The 16,436-nt window shown below is 52.2% G+C and carries 12 protein-coding genes; 11 read left to right on the top strand and 1 reads right to left on the bottom strand.

Annotated features, from left to right (window positions below):
- Positions 1-17: 17 nt before the first annotated feature.
- Entirely contained in the window at positions 18-587 is a 570-nt protein-coding gene (locus tag EL386_RS09790; protein WP_197722051.1) for an HPP family protein, read from the bottom strand.
- 233 nt (positions 588-820) lie between these two features.
- Between EL386_RS09790 and EL386_RS09795 the strand changes: the two genes are divergently transcribed.
- From EL386_RS09795 to fdxA, 11 genes are all read left to right on the top strand, one after another.
- Positions 821-1,678, top strand: coding sequence for a LysR family transcriptional regulator (locus tag EL386_RS09795; RefSeq protein ID WP_126455744.1), 858 nt, complete (start codon positions 821-823; stop codon positions 1,676-1,678).
- A gap of 181 nt (positions 1,679-1,859) precedes the next feature.
- Positions 1,860-4,418 carry a DNA mismatch repair protein MutS gene (gene mutS, locus EL386_RS09800; protein WP_126455746.1) on the top strand — a complete coding sequence of 853 codons (2,559 nt, stop codon included), beginning with the start codon at positions 1,860-1,862 and terminating at the stop codon, positions 4,416-4,418.
- Positions 4,419-4,578: 160 nt separating this feature from the next.
- On the top strand, positions 4,579-6,678 hold the full coding sequence (locus tag EL386_RS15890) for a methyl-accepting chemotaxis protein (RefSeq protein ID WP_269471104.1): 2,100 nt from the start codon (positions 4,579-4,581) through the stop codon (positions 6,676-6,678).
- A gap of 15 nt (positions 6,679-6,693) precedes the next feature.
- Positions 6,694-8,946 (top strand): methyl-accepting chemotaxis protein, encoded by a 2,253-nt coding sequence (locus EL386_RS15895; RefSeq protein WP_269471105.1) that lies wholly within the window; start codon positions 6,694-6,696, stop codon positions 8,944-8,946.
- A 3-nt stretch (positions 8,947-8,949) separates the two neighbouring features.
- The gene (locus EL386_RS09815) at positions 8,950-9,408 is read left to right on the top strand and encodes a chemotaxis protein CheW (protein ID WP_126455750.1); all 459 of its coding nucleotides are present in this window, start codon (positions 8,950-8,952) and stop codon (positions 9,406-9,408) included.
- A 2-nt stretch (positions 9,409-9,410) separates the two neighbouring features.
- A complete protein-coding gene (locus tag EL386_RS09820) occupies positions 9,411-10,685 on the top strand; it encodes a CheR family methyltransferase (RefSeq protein ID WP_126455752.1) in 1,275 nt (424 codons plus the stop codon).
- Positions 10,685-11,383 (top strand): chemotaxis protein CheW, encoded by a 699-nt coding sequence (locus tag EL386_RS09825; RefSeq protein WP_126455754.1) that lies wholly within the window; start codon positions 10,685-10,687, stop codon positions 11,381-11,383. The genes EL386_RS09820 and EL386_RS09825 overlap by 1 nt, the downstream gene beginning before the upstream one ends.
- Positions 11,384-11,418: 35 nt before the next feature.
- The gene (locus EL386_RS09830; RefSeq protein WP_232020281.1) at positions 11,419-14,007 is read left to right on the top strand and encodes a hybrid sensor histidine kinase/response regulator; all 2,589 of its coding nucleotides are present in this window, start codon (positions 11,419-11,421) and stop codon (positions 14,005-14,007) included.
- Complete coding sequence (cheB, locus tag EL386_RS09835; protein ID WP_126455758.1) at positions 14,004-15,053, top strand: chemotaxis-specific protein-glutamate methyltransferase CheB; 1,050 nt, start codon at positions 14,004-14,006, stop codon at positions 15,051-15,053. Before EL386_RS09830 ends, cheB begins: the two co-directional genes overlap by 4 nt.
- A complete protein-coding gene (locus EL386_RS09840; RefSeq protein ID WP_126455760.1) occupies positions 15,050-16,036 on the top strand; it encodes a diguanylate cyclase in 987 nt (328 codons plus the stop codon). The genes cheB and EL386_RS09840 overlap by 4 nt, the downstream gene beginning before the upstream one ends.
- A 51-nt stretch (positions 16,037-16,087) precedes the next feature.
- A complete protein-coding gene (gene fdxA, locus EL386_RS09845; RefSeq protein WP_126455762.1) occupies positions 16,088-16,411 on the top strand; it encodes a ferredoxin FdxA in 324 nt (107 codons plus the stop codon).
- Positions 16,412-16,436 lie beyond the last annotated feature (25 nt).

The raw sequence follows: 16,436 nt of genomic DNA on the forward strand, positions 1-16,436 counted from the left end.
GGTAAAAAGTAGAACCCTTATGATTCAGCCTTGCTTGCAGTCTGTTTCGTTCTCTGGCCAGACATCGCGAGCGATATGGGATAACGACGCCAGGGAAAAACATAATTAAACAATACGGCAACAAACAGAATCATCATCGCGTTCAATAATATCGGTGTGACGACATACTGAAAGCCTAGCGCATGAAAACTGTCACCGCCAACAACGGCCGTCAGTGCCGTGGCCCCACCCGGTGGATGAAGGCAACGCAGGTAGTGCATGGCGACGATTGCCAGCGCGACGGCAAGCGAAGCGGCGATGGCCGCATCCGGCAACCATTGAGCACAGGCCACACCAATCGTCGCAGAAACAAGGTGCCCGCCCAGCAGCGGCCAGGGTTGTGACATCGGCCCATGTGAAGCAGCAAATAACAGCACGGCCGAGGCCCCCATTGAGGCAACCACCCACGGCACGGCGTCAGGCTCAAGAAAATAGCGGCTGATCAGGATGACACCGAGCATGCCCAACAGGCTGCCGATGGCCGACAGCCACTTTTCCAGATGCCCGGTTGTGTTCTCGGTGACCCCGAGCATCACGGTCCACTTCACGAGCCTGTCTCTCATCGGCAAAGACTCGACAGAACACACTGACGGACAGGCAGATATTCATTCTCAGGCCGCTGCCACGGCGCAAGCCCGTCACGGTCATTGCAATAATACTGCTTACTCAGGTTCAAAATCTGCAACCCCCTGTTAAGTGGACGCAAACTTTATAAGCTTATTTTATATATAACAAATGATATTTATTTGATTCTAATATCGATATCATCGATATTAATATCATGGACATCGATCAAGCCCGCACTTTTCTCGCTATCACTGCACATGGCAGCTTCATTGAGGCCGCACAACGCCTGCATCTGACCCAGTCCACCATTAGTGCGCGGATCCGGCGGCTGGAAGAGGAGCTCGGTGCCCGCCTTTTTGTGCGTAACCGCTCCGGGGCCAGCCTCACGCCAGCCGGTAAACGCTTCCTCGATTACGCCAAGCGTCTGGTGCTCACCGCCGATCAGGCACGTGATGAGGTTGGTCTGCCCGAGCGTTACCGCGCCAGTATTCGTATCGGCGGACGCATTGCGCTGTGGGAAGGCTTTCTGCCTACCTGGGTGGGCTGGATGCGGAGTCGTGCCGCCGATGTCGTGATCCGCAGCGAAATCGGTTTTGAGGAAGACCTCATGCATCGGCTGATCGAAGGCTCACTGGACGTCGGTTTAATGTACACACCCAGCCACAGCCCAGGTCTGATTGTCGAACCGCTTTTCAATGAAACCCTGGTATTGGTCAGCACCCGCCCCGACGATACCGGCCCAGGGGAAGATTATATTTATATCGAATGGGGGCCGGGGTTCTACGCACAGCACACGCAGAGTTACCCTGACCTCGAGCGACCACCACAGTTCGCCAACATAGGTTGGCTCGGCATCCAGCTTACCCTGGCCAACGGCGGAAGTTGCTTCCTGCCCGCTCGCATGGCGGCCTCCTTTATCGCCGCCGGCCGACTATACCGCGTGCCCGACTCACCGGAATACATTCATCCCGCCTACATGGTCTACCCTCGTGAAAGTGACAATCCAGTAATGGAACAGGCGCTAGAGGGTTTACGGGAACTGGCGGCAAAAGAACCTGCCGCGTATGAGTGATGTTCTGCAAAGGCCGGCGTACTGACTTCGAGAGTTCCAACAGAATATATGGCATTATGTGCAGGCTTTTTTATAACGTCAGCCAGGTGCTGTAGGCACTAGGCTGATATTTGTTTTTGATAATCTCACGCCTATTTGCGCGACAGCCTGAAACCAGAAGAATATAACCTTACCAGCTGATATGAGTCTTGATACAGACAATATAACAGGCGGCATCGAAAGCCATACGCCGATGATGCAGCAGTTCCTGCGCATCAAGGCCGAATACCCGAACACGCTGCTGTTCTACCGTATGGGCGATTTTTACGAGCTGTTTTTTGAGGATGCCCGCTACGCGGCCAAGCTTCTCAATATCACCCTGACCCAGCGCGGCCAGTCGGCCGGCGAGCCCATTCCCATGGCCGGCGTGCCTTACCACGCGGTCGACAATTACCTCGCCCGCCTGATCAAACTCGGTGAAAGCGTTGCCATTTGCGAACAGATCGGCGACCCGGCCACCTCCAAGGGCCCGGTCGAACGTAAGGTGGTGCGTATTATCACCCCGGGCACGGTCACCGATGAGGCCCTGCTGGATGAGCGCCGCGAAAACCTGCTCGCCGCCGTGCATGCCGAGGTGGGTCGTTTTGGCCTGGCGACCCTCGACATAGGCAGTGGCCGCTTTTGTGTGCTGGAAGTGGACTCCGAGGTGGCACTGGCCAGTGAACTGCAACGTCTGCAACCGGCCGAGTGCCTGCTCGCGGAAACGGCCAGTTTACCCGCTGCCGACACCTGTATACACGAGCTCGCACCCTGGTATTTTGAACAACAGGCCGCGCACCGCCGACTCTGTGAACAGTTCGGCACCCAGGACCTGCACGGTTTTGGTTGTGAAAATTTACCCCTGGCCATTTGCGCCGCCGGTGCCCTGCTGCAATACACGCAGGAGACACAACGCAGCGACCTGAGCCACATCCACGCCCTGCATGTTGAGGCCACCCATGACAGTATCGTCCTCGATGCCGCCACACGCCGAAACCTGGAGATCGATACCAACCTCTCCGGCGGCCAGGAACATAGCCTGCGTGCCGTCATGGACCACACGGCCACGGCCATGGGCGCTCGCCTGCTGCAGCGCTGGCTGAACCGGCCACTTCGGGATCACGCGATCCTGAATGCACGTTATGCCGCGATCACCGGCCTGCGCGGGCAGCAGGCCTGGCAGACCTGCGCCGACACCCTGCGTGGCATCGCCGATATGCAGCGTATCCTAGCCCGCGTGGCGCTGCGCTCGGCACGCCCGCGTGACCTGTCGGCACTGCGTGACAGCCTTGGCCTGCTGCCGGCCATCCGGCAACAACTCGACAAACTCGCCGATGACGGGGGCTTACTGAGTCGTCTCCAACAACGCATCCAGCCCCATGATGACCTCTATCGACAACTCTGTGCCGCCGTGGTCGACATGCCACCGGTGGTGGTGCGCGATGGCGGCGTGATCGCCGCCGGCTACGACCAGGAACTCGACGCACTGCGCACCCTGAGCCGGGACGCCGATCAATACCTGCTGGACCTCGAACAACGCGAACGGCAACGCACCGGTATCGCCACCCTCAAGGTCGGCTACAACCGTGTGCATGGCTACTATATCGAGATCGGCAAGGCACAAAAGACCGATCGCATCCCGCCGGAATATGTACGCCGCCAGACCCTCAAGGCCGCCGAGCGTTTTATCCTCCCGGAACTGAAGGCGTTTGAAGACAAGGTACTGAGTAGCCGCGAGCGAGCCCTGGCCCGGGAGAAGGCCCTGTACGCCGCGCTGCTTGATGACATCGCCGTACACCTGCTGAGCTTACAGGACACCGCCGCAGCCATAGCGGAGACCGACGTATTACAAAACCTCGCCGAACGTGCTGACAACATGGGCTTTACAGCGCCTAACTTAAGCGAAATTGCTGGCATCGATATCAAGGCCGGGCGGCACATCGTGGTTGAACAGGCGCAGGCGGCACCGTTTATCGCCAACGACATCCAGCTAAATCGGGACCGGCACATGCTGATCGTCACCGGGCCGAATATGGGCGGTAAATCGACCTATATGCGCCAGGTCGCCCTGCTCGTCATCCTCGCCCATATAGGCAGCCATATACCGGCAAGTTCGGCGACAATCGGCCCTGTTGACCGCATCTTTACCCGTATTGGTGCCTCGGATGACCTCGCCGGTGGCCGCTCCACCTTTATGGTTGAAATGACCGAAACCGCCAATATCCTCCACAACGCCACGGCACAGAGCCTGGTGTTGCTGGATGAAATCGGCCGCGGCACCAGCACCTTTGATGGCCTGGCACTGGCCTGGGCCTGCGCCGAGGCGCTCGGGACAGAAGACGGCCCCTTTACCCTGTTTGCCACACATTATTTCGAGCTGACCAGCCTGCCGGGACAGCATGCCGGTCTCGCCAATGTCCATTTTGATGCCGCTGAACACGGGCAAGGCATTGTTTTTCTTCATGAACTCAAGGATGGCGCGGCCAGCCGCAGTTACGGCCTGCAGGTCGCGGCACTCGCCGGCCTGCCTGAGGCGGTGTTGAAGGCGGCGCACCACCACCTGGCCCGACTGGAAAATTCGCCCACTCCGGCCCCGGCCCCCTCCCCGGCCCAGCAACCGGATACCCCCCTGCGAACCGCCGTGGCCGGGCTAAAACCGGATGAGATGAGCCCGAAACAGGCACTCGAGACCCTCTACCGGCTGCAAAAATACCTGGAATAACCCCCCTCACCGCGAAGAGGCCCCTCTCTGGCGGCCACATCTTCTACATATATAGTTAAAGATTAGATTCCTTACTGCCGATACAGGATATATCGGCTGACAGTATATATATGGAGTGGGGAGTCAGCCCTAACAACAAAATATGGGTGCTTCCTTGAAGATGACATTAGTATCAAAGCTGTCCTTGCGCCAGCGCATTACCCTGATCGCCCTCCTCGGCATGTTACTCGTGGCCATCACCATGGCCATCGCCGATCAGCATACCTATCATGTCGCAGAGGAACGCTTCAGCCAGTCGTTACTGAAGACCCAGAAGATGCTCTGGCAACGTATCCTTCAGGATCAAATCCAGCATAGCCGTCTCGGCATCAGCAGTCTGCGAGACGAGAGTCTGCTAGTCGAGGCCCTGATTAATAATGATAAGGCACAGTTAACAACGCAGGCCGACAACCTCTACAGCCGTTTACTGAGCAGTGGCATCCTGCAGCACATGCAGATAACCAATAAACAGGGCGAGGTCATCTATCGTACTGACCGCATTGATTATGCCGGCAAGAGCCGAATGCAAGTGGTCAAAAATGCCATTACGCACAAGCAGGTGTTCAGTGACCTGGAGAAAGATGCCTCGGGGATGGTCAACACCATTACCAGCATTCCTATACTTGTCGATGATGAACTGATCGGTACCGGTGTGTTTATTTATGATTTACAACGGGCGATTGAACAGCTTGCGCATAAAGACGATAAAAAAACTCATCTTACGGAAGATAACCATATTGATGCCTTTATTGTTTCAGCCGATGGCACGCTGCAATATTCCTCCAGCAAGGCACTGTTTCAAGATTTAAATCTTGGTTCACGCACGCTGCATGAAGACTCCGTCGAACGTATTCGAACCGACGATCATATCTATACGGTTTCCGCGCAGGAATTAAAAACCGTCACTAACAGCCCGCTGGCAAGGCTTATTATTGCCCGCGATACCACGCCGCAATACCTGGCCAAACGCAATGCGGAATGGATGGCCTATGCCGGTATCAGTCTTGGCATTCTTTTCACGGCCATTCTGTTGTTACTTTATATTAAACGCGAAATCCATCCGCTCAATGATCTACTCGATACCGTGCACCGTCTTTATGACGGTGACATGAGTGCGCGTACAAAAATTAAACGCATGGATGAGATTGGCCGGATCGGCGTGGCATTTAATGGCATGGCAGACAATATGGCCAGTGCCATTGTTCGCGAACGGATTAGCAAAGAGGAGCTTGAAGGCAGGATTAATATTCTTCTGGATGTGGTCAAACGAATCGGTGAAGGCGACCTGCATGCCGAAGTCATGGCCTTTAGTGGTGATGACAGTATCGATCACCTTGCCCATGGCGTGCAGGCGATGATCAACAGCCTCAACCAGCTGGTCTCGCAAGTGCAGCAATCCGGTATCCAGGTGACCAGCTCGGCAACCGAGATCGCCGCCACCGCCAACCAGCAACAGGCCACTGTTACCGAGCAGGCCGCCTCGACCCAGCAGATCATGGCCACCGCCACCGAGATCTCCGCGACCTCACAGGAACTGGCCTCGACCATGCACGAGGTCGCCAGTATCGCCGACCAGACCGCCCACGCCGCCGCCGAGGGCCAGACCTCGCTGGCCAGCATGGAGGCGACCATGCACCAGATGAACATCGCCACCGCCTCGATCACCTCGAAACTGGCCGTGCTCAGTGAAAAGGCCGCCAACATCAATACCGTGGTCACCACCATTACCAAGGTCGCCGACCAGACCAACCTGCTGTCCCTGAACGCCGCCATCGAGGCGGAAAAGGCCGGTGAATACGGCCTCGGCTTCTCCGTCGTCGCCACCGAGATCCGCCGCCTCGCCGATCAGACGGCGGTCGCCACCTGGGACATCGAACAGATGGTTAAAGAGATGCAGTCCGCCGTCAGCGCCGGGGTCATGGGCATGGACAAGTTCTCCGAGGAGGTCGGCCGCGGCGTTGAGGATGTGCGGCAGATCAGCGGGCAGCTGGCACATATCATTGACCAGGTGCAGACCCTCACCCCCAGTTTTGAAACCGTCAACGAGGGCATGCAGAGTCAGACGCTCGGTGCACAGCAGATATCTGAAGGTATGGTACAGCTCAACCAGGCTGCCCAGCAGACCGTCGAGTCGCTCCGCCAGTCTTCGCACTCCATCGAAACCCTCAAGGACGCCGCACATGACCTGCAGCAGGGAATTTCCAGATTCAATATTGGATAGGACAGTAGCCGAACCATGAATATACGTATTAGCAAGCCGCTCAAACGATTCCAGCGCATGTCGGTAAAAAAGAAGATGTATACCGGCTTTGGTGCCGTGTTGGTGGTCCTGTCGCTGGTGCTTTTACAAACCTTGCTCGGATTATCCTCTGTCTCAGATGCGACCAGAAACGTATTGGAAAAACATCAACCCGTCATGATTACGGCATTAAGATTGTCGGAAAAGGTCAAGGAATCCCTCAGCAGTCTGGGTTTTTATCTCATCAGCCAGGAGGACATTGACAAGCAGCGATATGAGCAACAGCTCGACGAGGTTAGTAAGCTGATTGATGCCTTACGCAAAGAGGATATTTTCAAGACAAATATCGATGTGCGTGAGCGTATCTCACATATCGAAGACCTGCTCCAAATCCTTGCCGAGGAACAAGCCATTATGATCGTGGTGTCGAAAGACCCACTCAGAAATTACCCGGCGGTCCGCTATGCCGAAATTAACATCAATCCGCTTAGCCAGGCCACCCTGCAAAACCTGCAGCAGATCCTCAACTCTGAGGAAGAATATGGTAAAAGAATGCGCATGGACATTATCAAGTCCACCAACAAAATGCGTTATACCTGGGCAAGAATAATGAGTGAATTACGCGCCTTTCTTGGTTTCCGCACACAAACCAATTACCAATCATTATTGACCCTGCTCGAAGATTATAATAATGAAACGAACAGGCTCGACAAGCTCTTTACGGGTAGATATACATTTGAACAGGAAGAGGCCATTGCCAATATCAAGTCACTACAGACAAACTTCAGAGAAGAACTGAAGCATACTGCCGATATTCTTAATGATAGTGCCTGGCGACAGGATGCCCATATTTACAGAACACGTACCCGAAAATATATTGGTGAATTAAATAATGAAATTGACCTGCTCATCAATAACCTTGTCGAGAGCACAAAGCAACAAGGTGATGAGTTATCGTTACAGGCTGACGCTATTACACTGAGAATTGTCGGCATGTTGAGTATCGGCATTATTGCCGTGCTCGCGCTTGCTCAACTCCTTGCACATGGCATCATCCGTCCCATGAGCAATGCTGTCGACTCCGGTATCAAGACAATTAACAAGGCTGTCTCCAGCCTCTCGGGGGATGATAGCCAGGCGATCAGGCATGGTGATGGTGATGAAATCAGTGAAATGGAAATCACCTTTGATGTCATGTCAAACACACTCAGCAACGCCATTCAACGCCAGCAGGATTACACGACACAATTACAACAACATGTCGACACGATCCTTGGTGCCGTCAACCGTGCCGCAGCGGGTGACCTGACCGGTAACCTGTCTGACTTCACCGGTTCCGAGACCACTGACGAGCTCGCCCACGGCGTGCAGGCGATGATCAACAGCCTCAACCAGCTGGTCTCGCAAGTGCAGCAATCCGGTATCCAGGTGACCAGCTCGGCAACCGAGATCGCCGCCACCGCCAACCAGCAACAGGCCACTGTTACCGAGCAGGCCGCCTCGACCCAGCAGATCATGGCCACCGCCACCGAGATCTCCGCGACCTCACAGGAACTGGCCTCGACCATGCACGAGGTCGCCAGTATCGCCGACCAGACCGCCCACGCCGCCGCCGAGGGCCAGACCTCGCTGGCCAGCATGGAGGCGACCATGCACCAGATGAACATCGCCACCGCCTCGATCACCTCGAAACTGGCCGTGCTCAGTGAAAAGGCCGCCAACATCAATACCGTGGTCACCACCATTACCAAGGTCGCCGACCAGACCAACCTGCTGTCCCTGAACGCCGCCATCGAGGCGGAAAAGGCCGGTGAATACGGCCTCGGCTTCTCCGTCGTCGCCACCGAGATCCGCCGCCTCGCCGATCAGACGGCGGTCGCCACCTGGGACATCGAACAGATGGTTAAAGAGATGCAGTCCGCCGTCAGCGCCGGGGTCATGGGCATGGACAAGTTCTCCGAGGAGGTCGGCCGCGGCGTTGAGGATGTGCGGCAGATCAGCGGGCAGCTGGCACATATCATTGACCAGGTGCAGACCCTCACCCCCAGTTTTGAAACCGTCAACGAGGGCATGCAGAGTCAGACGCTCGGTGCACAGCAGATATCTGAAGGTATGGTACAGCTCAACCAGGCTGCCCAGCAGACCGTCGAGTCGCTCCGCCAGTCTTCGCACTCCATCGAAACCCTCAAGGACGCCGCACATGACCTGCAGCAGGGTGTGACACGCTTCAAAACCGCAAGGGATTCTTAGGTCATGTTATTACTCAGCTTCAACATGGGCAAGGAGCGCTATGTTATAGAAACCAGGAATATTGTCGAAATTGTTCCGCGTGTGCACCTTAAGCGTATTCCCGGGGCAGGTGAATCTATCCCGGGGATGCTCAATTACCATGGGCAAGCCATACCGGTGATTGATATCAGTATGTTATGCCATGGAACAGCTGCAGAGGACACGCTGACAAGTCGGATCATCCTCGTTAATTATACCGATAACAGAATCCTTGGTCTTCTCGCTGAAAAGGTCACTGAAACATTTTTTATAGAGGAGTCCGAATTCGAGAGCAGCGGCATTCAGATTAATGACTTTGAATTTCTTGGTGACCTGGCCGAGCATAAAAACGGCCTTGTTCAGTTAATAAACGTCGACCAACTGTTATCCGGGGATATCCAGGCCATGCTCTTCACCGACAATAGCGGACAAGCGGCGGTTTAGGGATGCCGGCCATATCGAACAAATTGATCGCACAACGGCTCAAAGAAGCAATGGGCCTGCATAGCGAAACGGTTGGCATGATAACGATCTCCAGTGCTGTAGAGCAACGTATGCGTAAGACCGGTATCAATTCACCTGGTGAGTATCTGAAAATTCTGGACTCACAAACAGAGGAGATACAGCACCTCATCGAAACAGTCATTATTCCGGAAACCTGGTTTTTCAGGGATGAGCCCGCATATGAACGACTACTCCAATACATCCAGGCACATTACCCCCTCGACAACGCTAACGTTCCACCCGCATTGAGGATATTGAGTGTCCCCTGTTCGTCTGGAGAGGAGGCCTACTCCATAGCCATGTTATTGCATGACCATGGTTATAATCCTGACCAGGTAAGCATTGATGCCATAGATATTAGCCAGACCCTTATCGATAAAGCGATACAGGGTATTTACCGTCAACACTCCTTCCGCGGCAATAATACCAAATTCAGAGGCCGGCACTTTAGCGCAAATGGCGACGATTATCTGATAAAAAAAGAAATAAAATCATACGTCAATTTCACGCAGGGGAATATGCTGGCAAAAGATTTTTACCCTGGGCATGAAATCTATAACATTATCTTTTGCAGAAACCTGCTCATATATTTCGACACAGAAACACAAGCCGAAGTTTTTTCCATCCTGAACCGCTTATTAAAGAAAGACGGCATCCTGGTGCTCGGGCATGCGGAAACCAGTCACAAGTCGTTAGGCCTGTTTTCCCAGGACAATGAACTTGGCGCCTATATTAATCGAAAATCTTCGTCACCCGGCCTTGAAACAACAGGGAAAAATAAAAAATATTTTACAAAGAAGCATAAGAAGAAGATTCACAACAAGACGCTTCACACAAACCTGAAAAATCCGGGGCCTGCAATTCCTGCACGAAAGAAACAATCTGCAACGATATCTAAGGATAACGAAGCGCTGCTGGAAAAGGCATTTGTATTGGCCAACAAGGGTGAACTTGATAAGGCCATGCAGATTGTCTCAAAACATCTTGGTGAAGATCGTTTTTCAAGCCGAGGCTACTATTTAATGGGATTAATACATGACGCAGATGGTAATTTCGAGCAGGCGCGAGCATCCATGAAAAAGGCGATATATCTTAACCCGGACAATATTGAAGCATTAATACACTTGTCATTAATGGCCGAGCAGCGTGGTGATATAAGCGAATCCGAGCGAATGCGCGATCGGGCAGAGCGCGCGCAAAACAGACGTGATAAATAATGACCGACAATAAAGAAAAAACACTCCCTGCGCCCGCAGTCATCACTGATTGCTGGAATACAATTGGCGTATGGGGGAACAGTCCAGAGCGCTGTGCGCGACTTGAAGAACTCATACATTGCCATAACTGTGAAGTTTACTCAAATGCCGGCCGCATGTTGCTCAACCGTGCGGCCCCGTCCGGCTACGAAGATGAATGGACAGATGTGCTATCTAAAGAAATCGTTAGTCCGGCTGAGAACCTGGAGTCGGTCGTGGTTTTCAGGCTTGGCACAGAATGGCTGGCACTACCGGTGGTCATGATCAAGGAAATTACTCTAATGCGTGATATTTGTGACCTGCCACACAATAACAATCTGAAACTACGCGGCATTGTCAATATTCGCGGCGAACTTGTTATTTGTATGTCACTGGGCTACTTGATGGGCGTCGAAAAGCCAGACGAAGACTGGCTTAAATTCGAACGATCAATAAGCAGGCTCATTATGATGCGTGAAGGCAGTGGCTATATTGTATTTCCTGTAAGTGAAGTGCATGGCATCGCCAGACACCTTCCTGAAGAACTCAACAAGGCACCAGACACTATAAAAAAGACAAATCTAAGCTTTATAAAAGGCATAATAAAATGGAAGGGGAATAATGTTGGCTGCATTGATGAAACCGCACTGACCAATGAGGTTCTAAGTAACCTAAAATGAGCAACGACAATTACAATCCGTCTGCGGACCCCGTCATGCTCGATTTGTTCAGGCAGGAAGCGAGCATACATACACGAACACTGACAGACGGTCTCTTGAGTCTGGAGCGCTCGGCTGATAATGATGCCATCGAGACCCTGATGCGCGCGGCACACTCGATAAAGGGTGCGGCACGCATGGTTGGCATTGATGCTATTGTGAAAATATCTCACAGTATGGAAGACTATTTTGTCGCCGTACAAAAAGGTGAATTACGCATCACCGGAGAACACATTGACACCCTCCTTCTAGCGGTCGATACCATTGTGGATATTTCCAATAGTAATATCGACAACATCAATGATCCTGGCGTTAATGCGATATGCGACTCGATTAATGTCATCGCAGTCAACACGACACATGACTTAATACCTCCGGAGCAAGAAGGGCCTTCTGCAGTGCAGATGAACAATGGGTTTCATGATCTGTTTAAAACAGATGCCCGCGGATTATATAAAAAAATTCATGGTCTGTTGGGTGACAGGAAAGTTGAGGATATCGATACCCATGTGTTAACAGAAATACATCAGGCCCTGCACATGATAAATGGTGGCGCAAAACTCGCAGGGCAACACATACTCGCCGCACTGGGAAAATCCATTGATCAATATCTTCTGGCCTGTATTGAAGGCCGCAGCAATTTGTCAGAAGAAACATTCAATAGCCTCAAAGACCTGCTTAATACACTCTTGAAATGGATTGAAGAGGGTCAGGACGAAGACCTTTCAAAAGTTGACTCCTCTATACAGAAACTCACTCAAGAAACAGCTAATACAGTTTCCACCAGGAAAACAGCTAAAAAAACCGATCCCCAATCGGCACATCGATCAAACACCCAGCCGTTGCAGCCTGACCATTCAATACGCATCAGCACCCGGAGAATGAACAGATTGGTGGGACTGGCCAGCGAAAATGTCGTTGAGTCGCGCTGGATACGCGCGCATGCGGATGCCATGCTGATATACAAGCGTCGCCAATCTGTCATCATCAGTGCATTCGACGGATTGAGAAATCACCTTGATGAAGCCAATGTTCCTGAGCACATTTATGAGCTATTTAATGACATTCAGCGTCGCAGCAATGATGCCCGTGCCTACCTGAATACCCGCCTGACAGAACTTGAGGAGTTTGATCGTCGTGTTAGCGGGCTTGCAGAACGATTGAATCACGAAGTTCTGCAAACGCGTATGCGCCCATTTTCTGACTGCACGCAGGGTTTCAAGCGCATGGTTCGCGATCTGTCCAGGGATATGGGCAAACGAATTAACTTCCGCATTATTGGTGGCAATACACAAGTTGACCGTGAAATCCTTTCTCGCATTGAGGCCCCCCTCAATCACATCCTGAGAAATGCGATTGACCATGGGATTGAATCCCCACGAGACCGCATTCAAAACGGCAAGGATGAAGTTGCCAGCATCACCATTGAGGCCGCCCACAACATGGGCATGCTCGCCATCAGCATAGAGGACGATGGCAACGGTGTTAATATCGAGGCCCTCAGGGAGAAGATTGTCGAGCGTAGCATGCTCACAGCTGAAATGGCACTCAATCTCAACGACACCGAATTACTCGATTTTCTCTATCTGCCGGGATTTTCAACACGCACTGCGGTGACTGAAATATCAGGGCGCGGCGTCGGTCTCGATGTTGTCCATAACACCATTCAGGAAATGCGCGGCCAAATCCGAACCCGTTCCACCCCTGGCAAAGGTATGCGTATTCAGCTTATGCTGCCTCTCACCCTGTCCGTTATAAGAAGCCTGTTGCTCGAAATCGGTGAACAGGCCTATGCGATGCCACTGGTACGTATTGATTCCATTCATACTCTGCATAGTTCAGAAATTGAAACCATTGATGGAAAGCAGTTTTTCCTGTTAAACAATACGCATATTGGTCTTGTTGATGCCGCCCAGGTCCTCGAAACCCACAGTCAGCCTCACAATACGGAAATCTTTTCTGTCCTCGTTATCGGCGACCGGCAAACATGCTACGGCCTTGTCGTCGATCGTTTTTTAGGTGAGCGTGACCTCGCTGTGCATATCCTTGACCCAAGACTTGGAAAGATTCGCGATATCAGTGCTGCCACCCTGCTTGAAAATGGCTCTCCGGCACTGATTATTGATGCTGATGATATGCTTCGCTCTATTGAGCTGCTGATATCGGGCGAACGCCTGAATAAGATTGAACATGAATATGCGACGACAAACCAACGCAAGGCAATATTGGTAGTAGACGACTCGATCACCGTTCGTGAGGTTGAAAGAAAATTACTTGAGTCACGTGGTTATAAGGTTGATGTGGCAGTCGATGGTATGGATGGCTGGAACACTGTGCAAAATGCACATTATGATCTGGTCATCAGTGACATTGACATGCCACGTATGAATGGTATCGAATTTGTTACCACAATAAAAAATAATTCAACATACAAAGAGTTGCCAGTCATGATCGTTTCATACAAAGATCGACAAGAAGACAGGGACGCCGGCCTGCAAGCAGGTGCTGATTATTACCTGACCAAGGGAAGCTTTCATGATGATAGCCTCATTGAGGCCGTCATTGACCTGATAGGTGAGGCATGACTATGCGTATAGCCATTGTCAATGATAACAAGGGTCACTTGTTAATGCTTTCCAGAATACTGGAAAAGTGTTCGACGCATGAAATCATATGGATTGCCTATGATGGCAGGGAGGCCGTGGAAAAATGCCGACTGGACAAGCCTGATATTATCCTTATGGACCTGGTGATGCCAAAGATGAATGGCGTTATGGCGACACGTGAAATTATGGCACAGAGCCCCTGCGCCATCCTGCTGGTAACGGCCTCAGTCGCTGGCAACGCCTCTCTCATTTTTGAGGCCATGGGTGCCGGCGCACTCGATGTGGTCAAAACACCAATCTTTGGTGACCGTGATGAAGAACGTGATACCGATGCAATTTTGGGGAAAATCAGAATCGTCCAAAACCTCATCGCCCCCGGTAAGCCGCTCCGCAGCGATAACTCTCTTGCTGAAAATAACAATGTCCATGTTGAGACCCGCAAACCCATTTTATGCTTTGGTGCTTCCACCGGCGGTCCTGCTGCCCTTGCCACCATACTTAGTCAGTTGCCAGTGGACTTCCCGATACCTGTTGTCATCATCCAGCACGTTGATGAATATTTTTCAGCAAGTTTTGCCGACTGGTTAAATAAACAATGTCAGTTAACGGTTCAAATCGCACGCCATGGCGATCGACCCGAGGTCGGCAAGGTGCTGATAGCCGGTACAAGTAACCATATGCTCATGGACAGTCAGCAGCGCCTTGTTTATGCCGACTCGAATGAAGAGAGTAATTACAAGCCCTCAGTCAATGTTTTCTTTAACAGTCTGGTCAAACACTGGGATGATTGCATCATTGCCTGTCTGCTTACGGGCATGGGACGTGACGGCGCCACTGGCCTATTGAATATTCGTAACAAAGGTGGCTATACCATCACCCAAAGTAAAGACAGCTGTGCTGTTTACGGTATGCCTAAGGCCGCCGATGATATCGATGCCTCTATGCACTCTATAACACCGGAAGAGATGCCTTCTTTTATCATGGAATTTCTTAACCACAATAAACAGATGGCGGAACGGTTATGACTACAGACAATTCCACAAACAAGTGTGTCGTCTTGCTGGTTGATGATCAGGCCATTATCGCCGAAGGCATACGCCGCATGCTGGAAAACGAGAGTGATATTATTTTCCATTACTGTGACGACCCGACCAGGGCTATCCAGATGGCGACGGATATTGAGGCAACGATCATCCTGCAGGACCTGGTTATGCCGGATATCGATGGTATGACACTGGTGCGATTCTATCGCGCCAACCTCGAAACACGTAATATCCCCATTATTGTCTTGTCCAGTAAAGATGAAGCGCAAATCAAGAGCGACGCCTTCAATAATGGCGCGAATGATTATCTGGTAAAATTGCCCGATAAAATTGAATTACTGGCGCGCATTCGTGCACATTCACGCAGTTACCTGACCCAGCTTGAACGTGATGCCGCATTTCATGCCCTGCGTGAAATGCAAAAGCAACTGGAAGAAACCAACAATGAATTGCAGCGCCTGTCTGCACTCGATGGCCTTACGGGTTTGTCCAATCGGCGCCACTTTGATGAAGAGCTCGGCAAGGAATGGCGACGTGCCCAGCGTGGTGACCTGCCGCTCTCCCTGATCCTTATCGATATTGACTACTTCAAGCTCTATAATGATACTTATGGGCATCTGGCCGGTGATGAATGTCTGCAGGTGGTAGCCAAGGCCCTGCAGGCCAGCATTGTTCGTCCCGCCGATATCATCGCCCGTTATGGCGGTGAAGAGTTTGTCGTTATCCTCCCAGCGACAAAAGCAGAAGGGGCCGTCGTGGTCGCTGAAAACCTGCGCAATAATATCGCCGACCTGACCATTCCCCACAGCGCCTCAAGCACCTCGGAGTATGTCAGTATCAGTCTGGGTATCGCCCAGGCCGATTTTTCCACCATGCAAAACCTTGAGGCCCTCATCGAGGCTGCCGATAAGGGACTTTACGAAGCCAAGAACTCCGGGCGCAACCGTTACCGAATCGCCTCCTGAGCCCTCCACCGGGCTGGTATGCGCGGGGAAAAGCGAATATCATATTAACTTATGACCTTCGTAGTGACTGAAAACTGCATCAAGTGCAAATACACAGACTGTGTAGATGTCTGCCCGGTGGATTGCTTCCACGAAGGCCCGAATTTTCTCGTTATCGACCCCGAAGAATGCATTGACTGCACACTCTGTGAGCCGGAGTGCCCCATCGCCGCTATATTTGCCGAAGACGACCTGCCCGAGGATCAACGGCAATTCATTGCCCTGAATGCAGAACTGTCACTACTGTGGCCCGTCATTGATGAAGTCAAACCGGCGCCGGCAGATGCCGACGAATGGAAGGATAAGCCGAACAAGCTCCAATACCTTGAACGCTAAGCATTTTCCCCTACCAGGAGAGTGC

Source organism: Sulfuriflexus mobilis (assembly GCF_003967195.1).
In the GTDB taxonomy this organism is placed as follows: domain Bacteria; phylum Pseudomonadota; class Gammaproteobacteria; order AKS1; family AKS1; genus Sulfuriflexus; species Sulfuriflexus mobilis.

Excerpts from the sequence above, each read along its gene's own strand:
- EL386_RS09795 (WP_126455744.1), top strand. The coding sequence starts at position 821 with ATGGACATCGATCAAGCCCGCACTTTTCTCGCTATCACTGCACATGGC.
- mutS (WP_126455746.1), top strand. The coding sequence starts at position 1,860 with ATGAGTCTTGATACAGACAATATAACAGGCGGCATCGAAAGCCATACG.
- EL386_RS15890 (WP_269471104.1), top strand. The coding sequence starts at position 4,579 with ATGACATTAGTATCAAAGCTGTCCTTGCGCCAGCGCATTACCCTGATC.
- EL386_RS15895 (WP_269471105.1), top strand. The coding sequence starts at position 6,694 with ATGAATATACGTATTAGCAAGCCGCTCAAACGATTCCAGCGCATGTCG.
- EL386_RS09815 (WP_126455750.1), top strand. The coding sequence starts at position 8,950 with ATGTTATTACTCAGCTTCAACATGGGCAAGGAGCGCTATGTTATAGAA.
- EL386_RS09820 (WP_126455752.1), top strand. The coding sequence starts at position 9,411 with ATGCCGGCCATATCGAACAAATTGATCGCACAACGGCTCAAAGAAGCA.
- EL386_RS09825 (WP_126455754.1), top strand. The coding sequence starts at position 10,685 with ATGACCGACAATAAAGAAAAAACACTCCCTGCGCCCGCAGTCATCACT.
- EL386_RS09830 (WP_232020281.1), top strand. The coding sequence starts at position 11,419 with ATGCTCGATTTGTTCAGGCAGGAAGCGAGCATACATACACGAACACTG.
- cheB (WP_126455758.1), top strand. The coding sequence starts at position 14,004 with ATGACTATGCGTATAGCCATTGTCAATGATAACAAGGGTCACTTGTTA.
- EL386_RS09840 (WP_126455760.1), top strand. The coding sequence starts at position 15,050 with ATGACTACAGACAATTCCACAAACAAGTGTGTCGTCTTGCTGGTTGAT.
- fdxA (WP_126455762.1), top strand. The coding sequence starts at position 16,088 with ATGACCTTCGTAGTGACTGAAAACTGCATCAAGTGCAAATACACAGAC.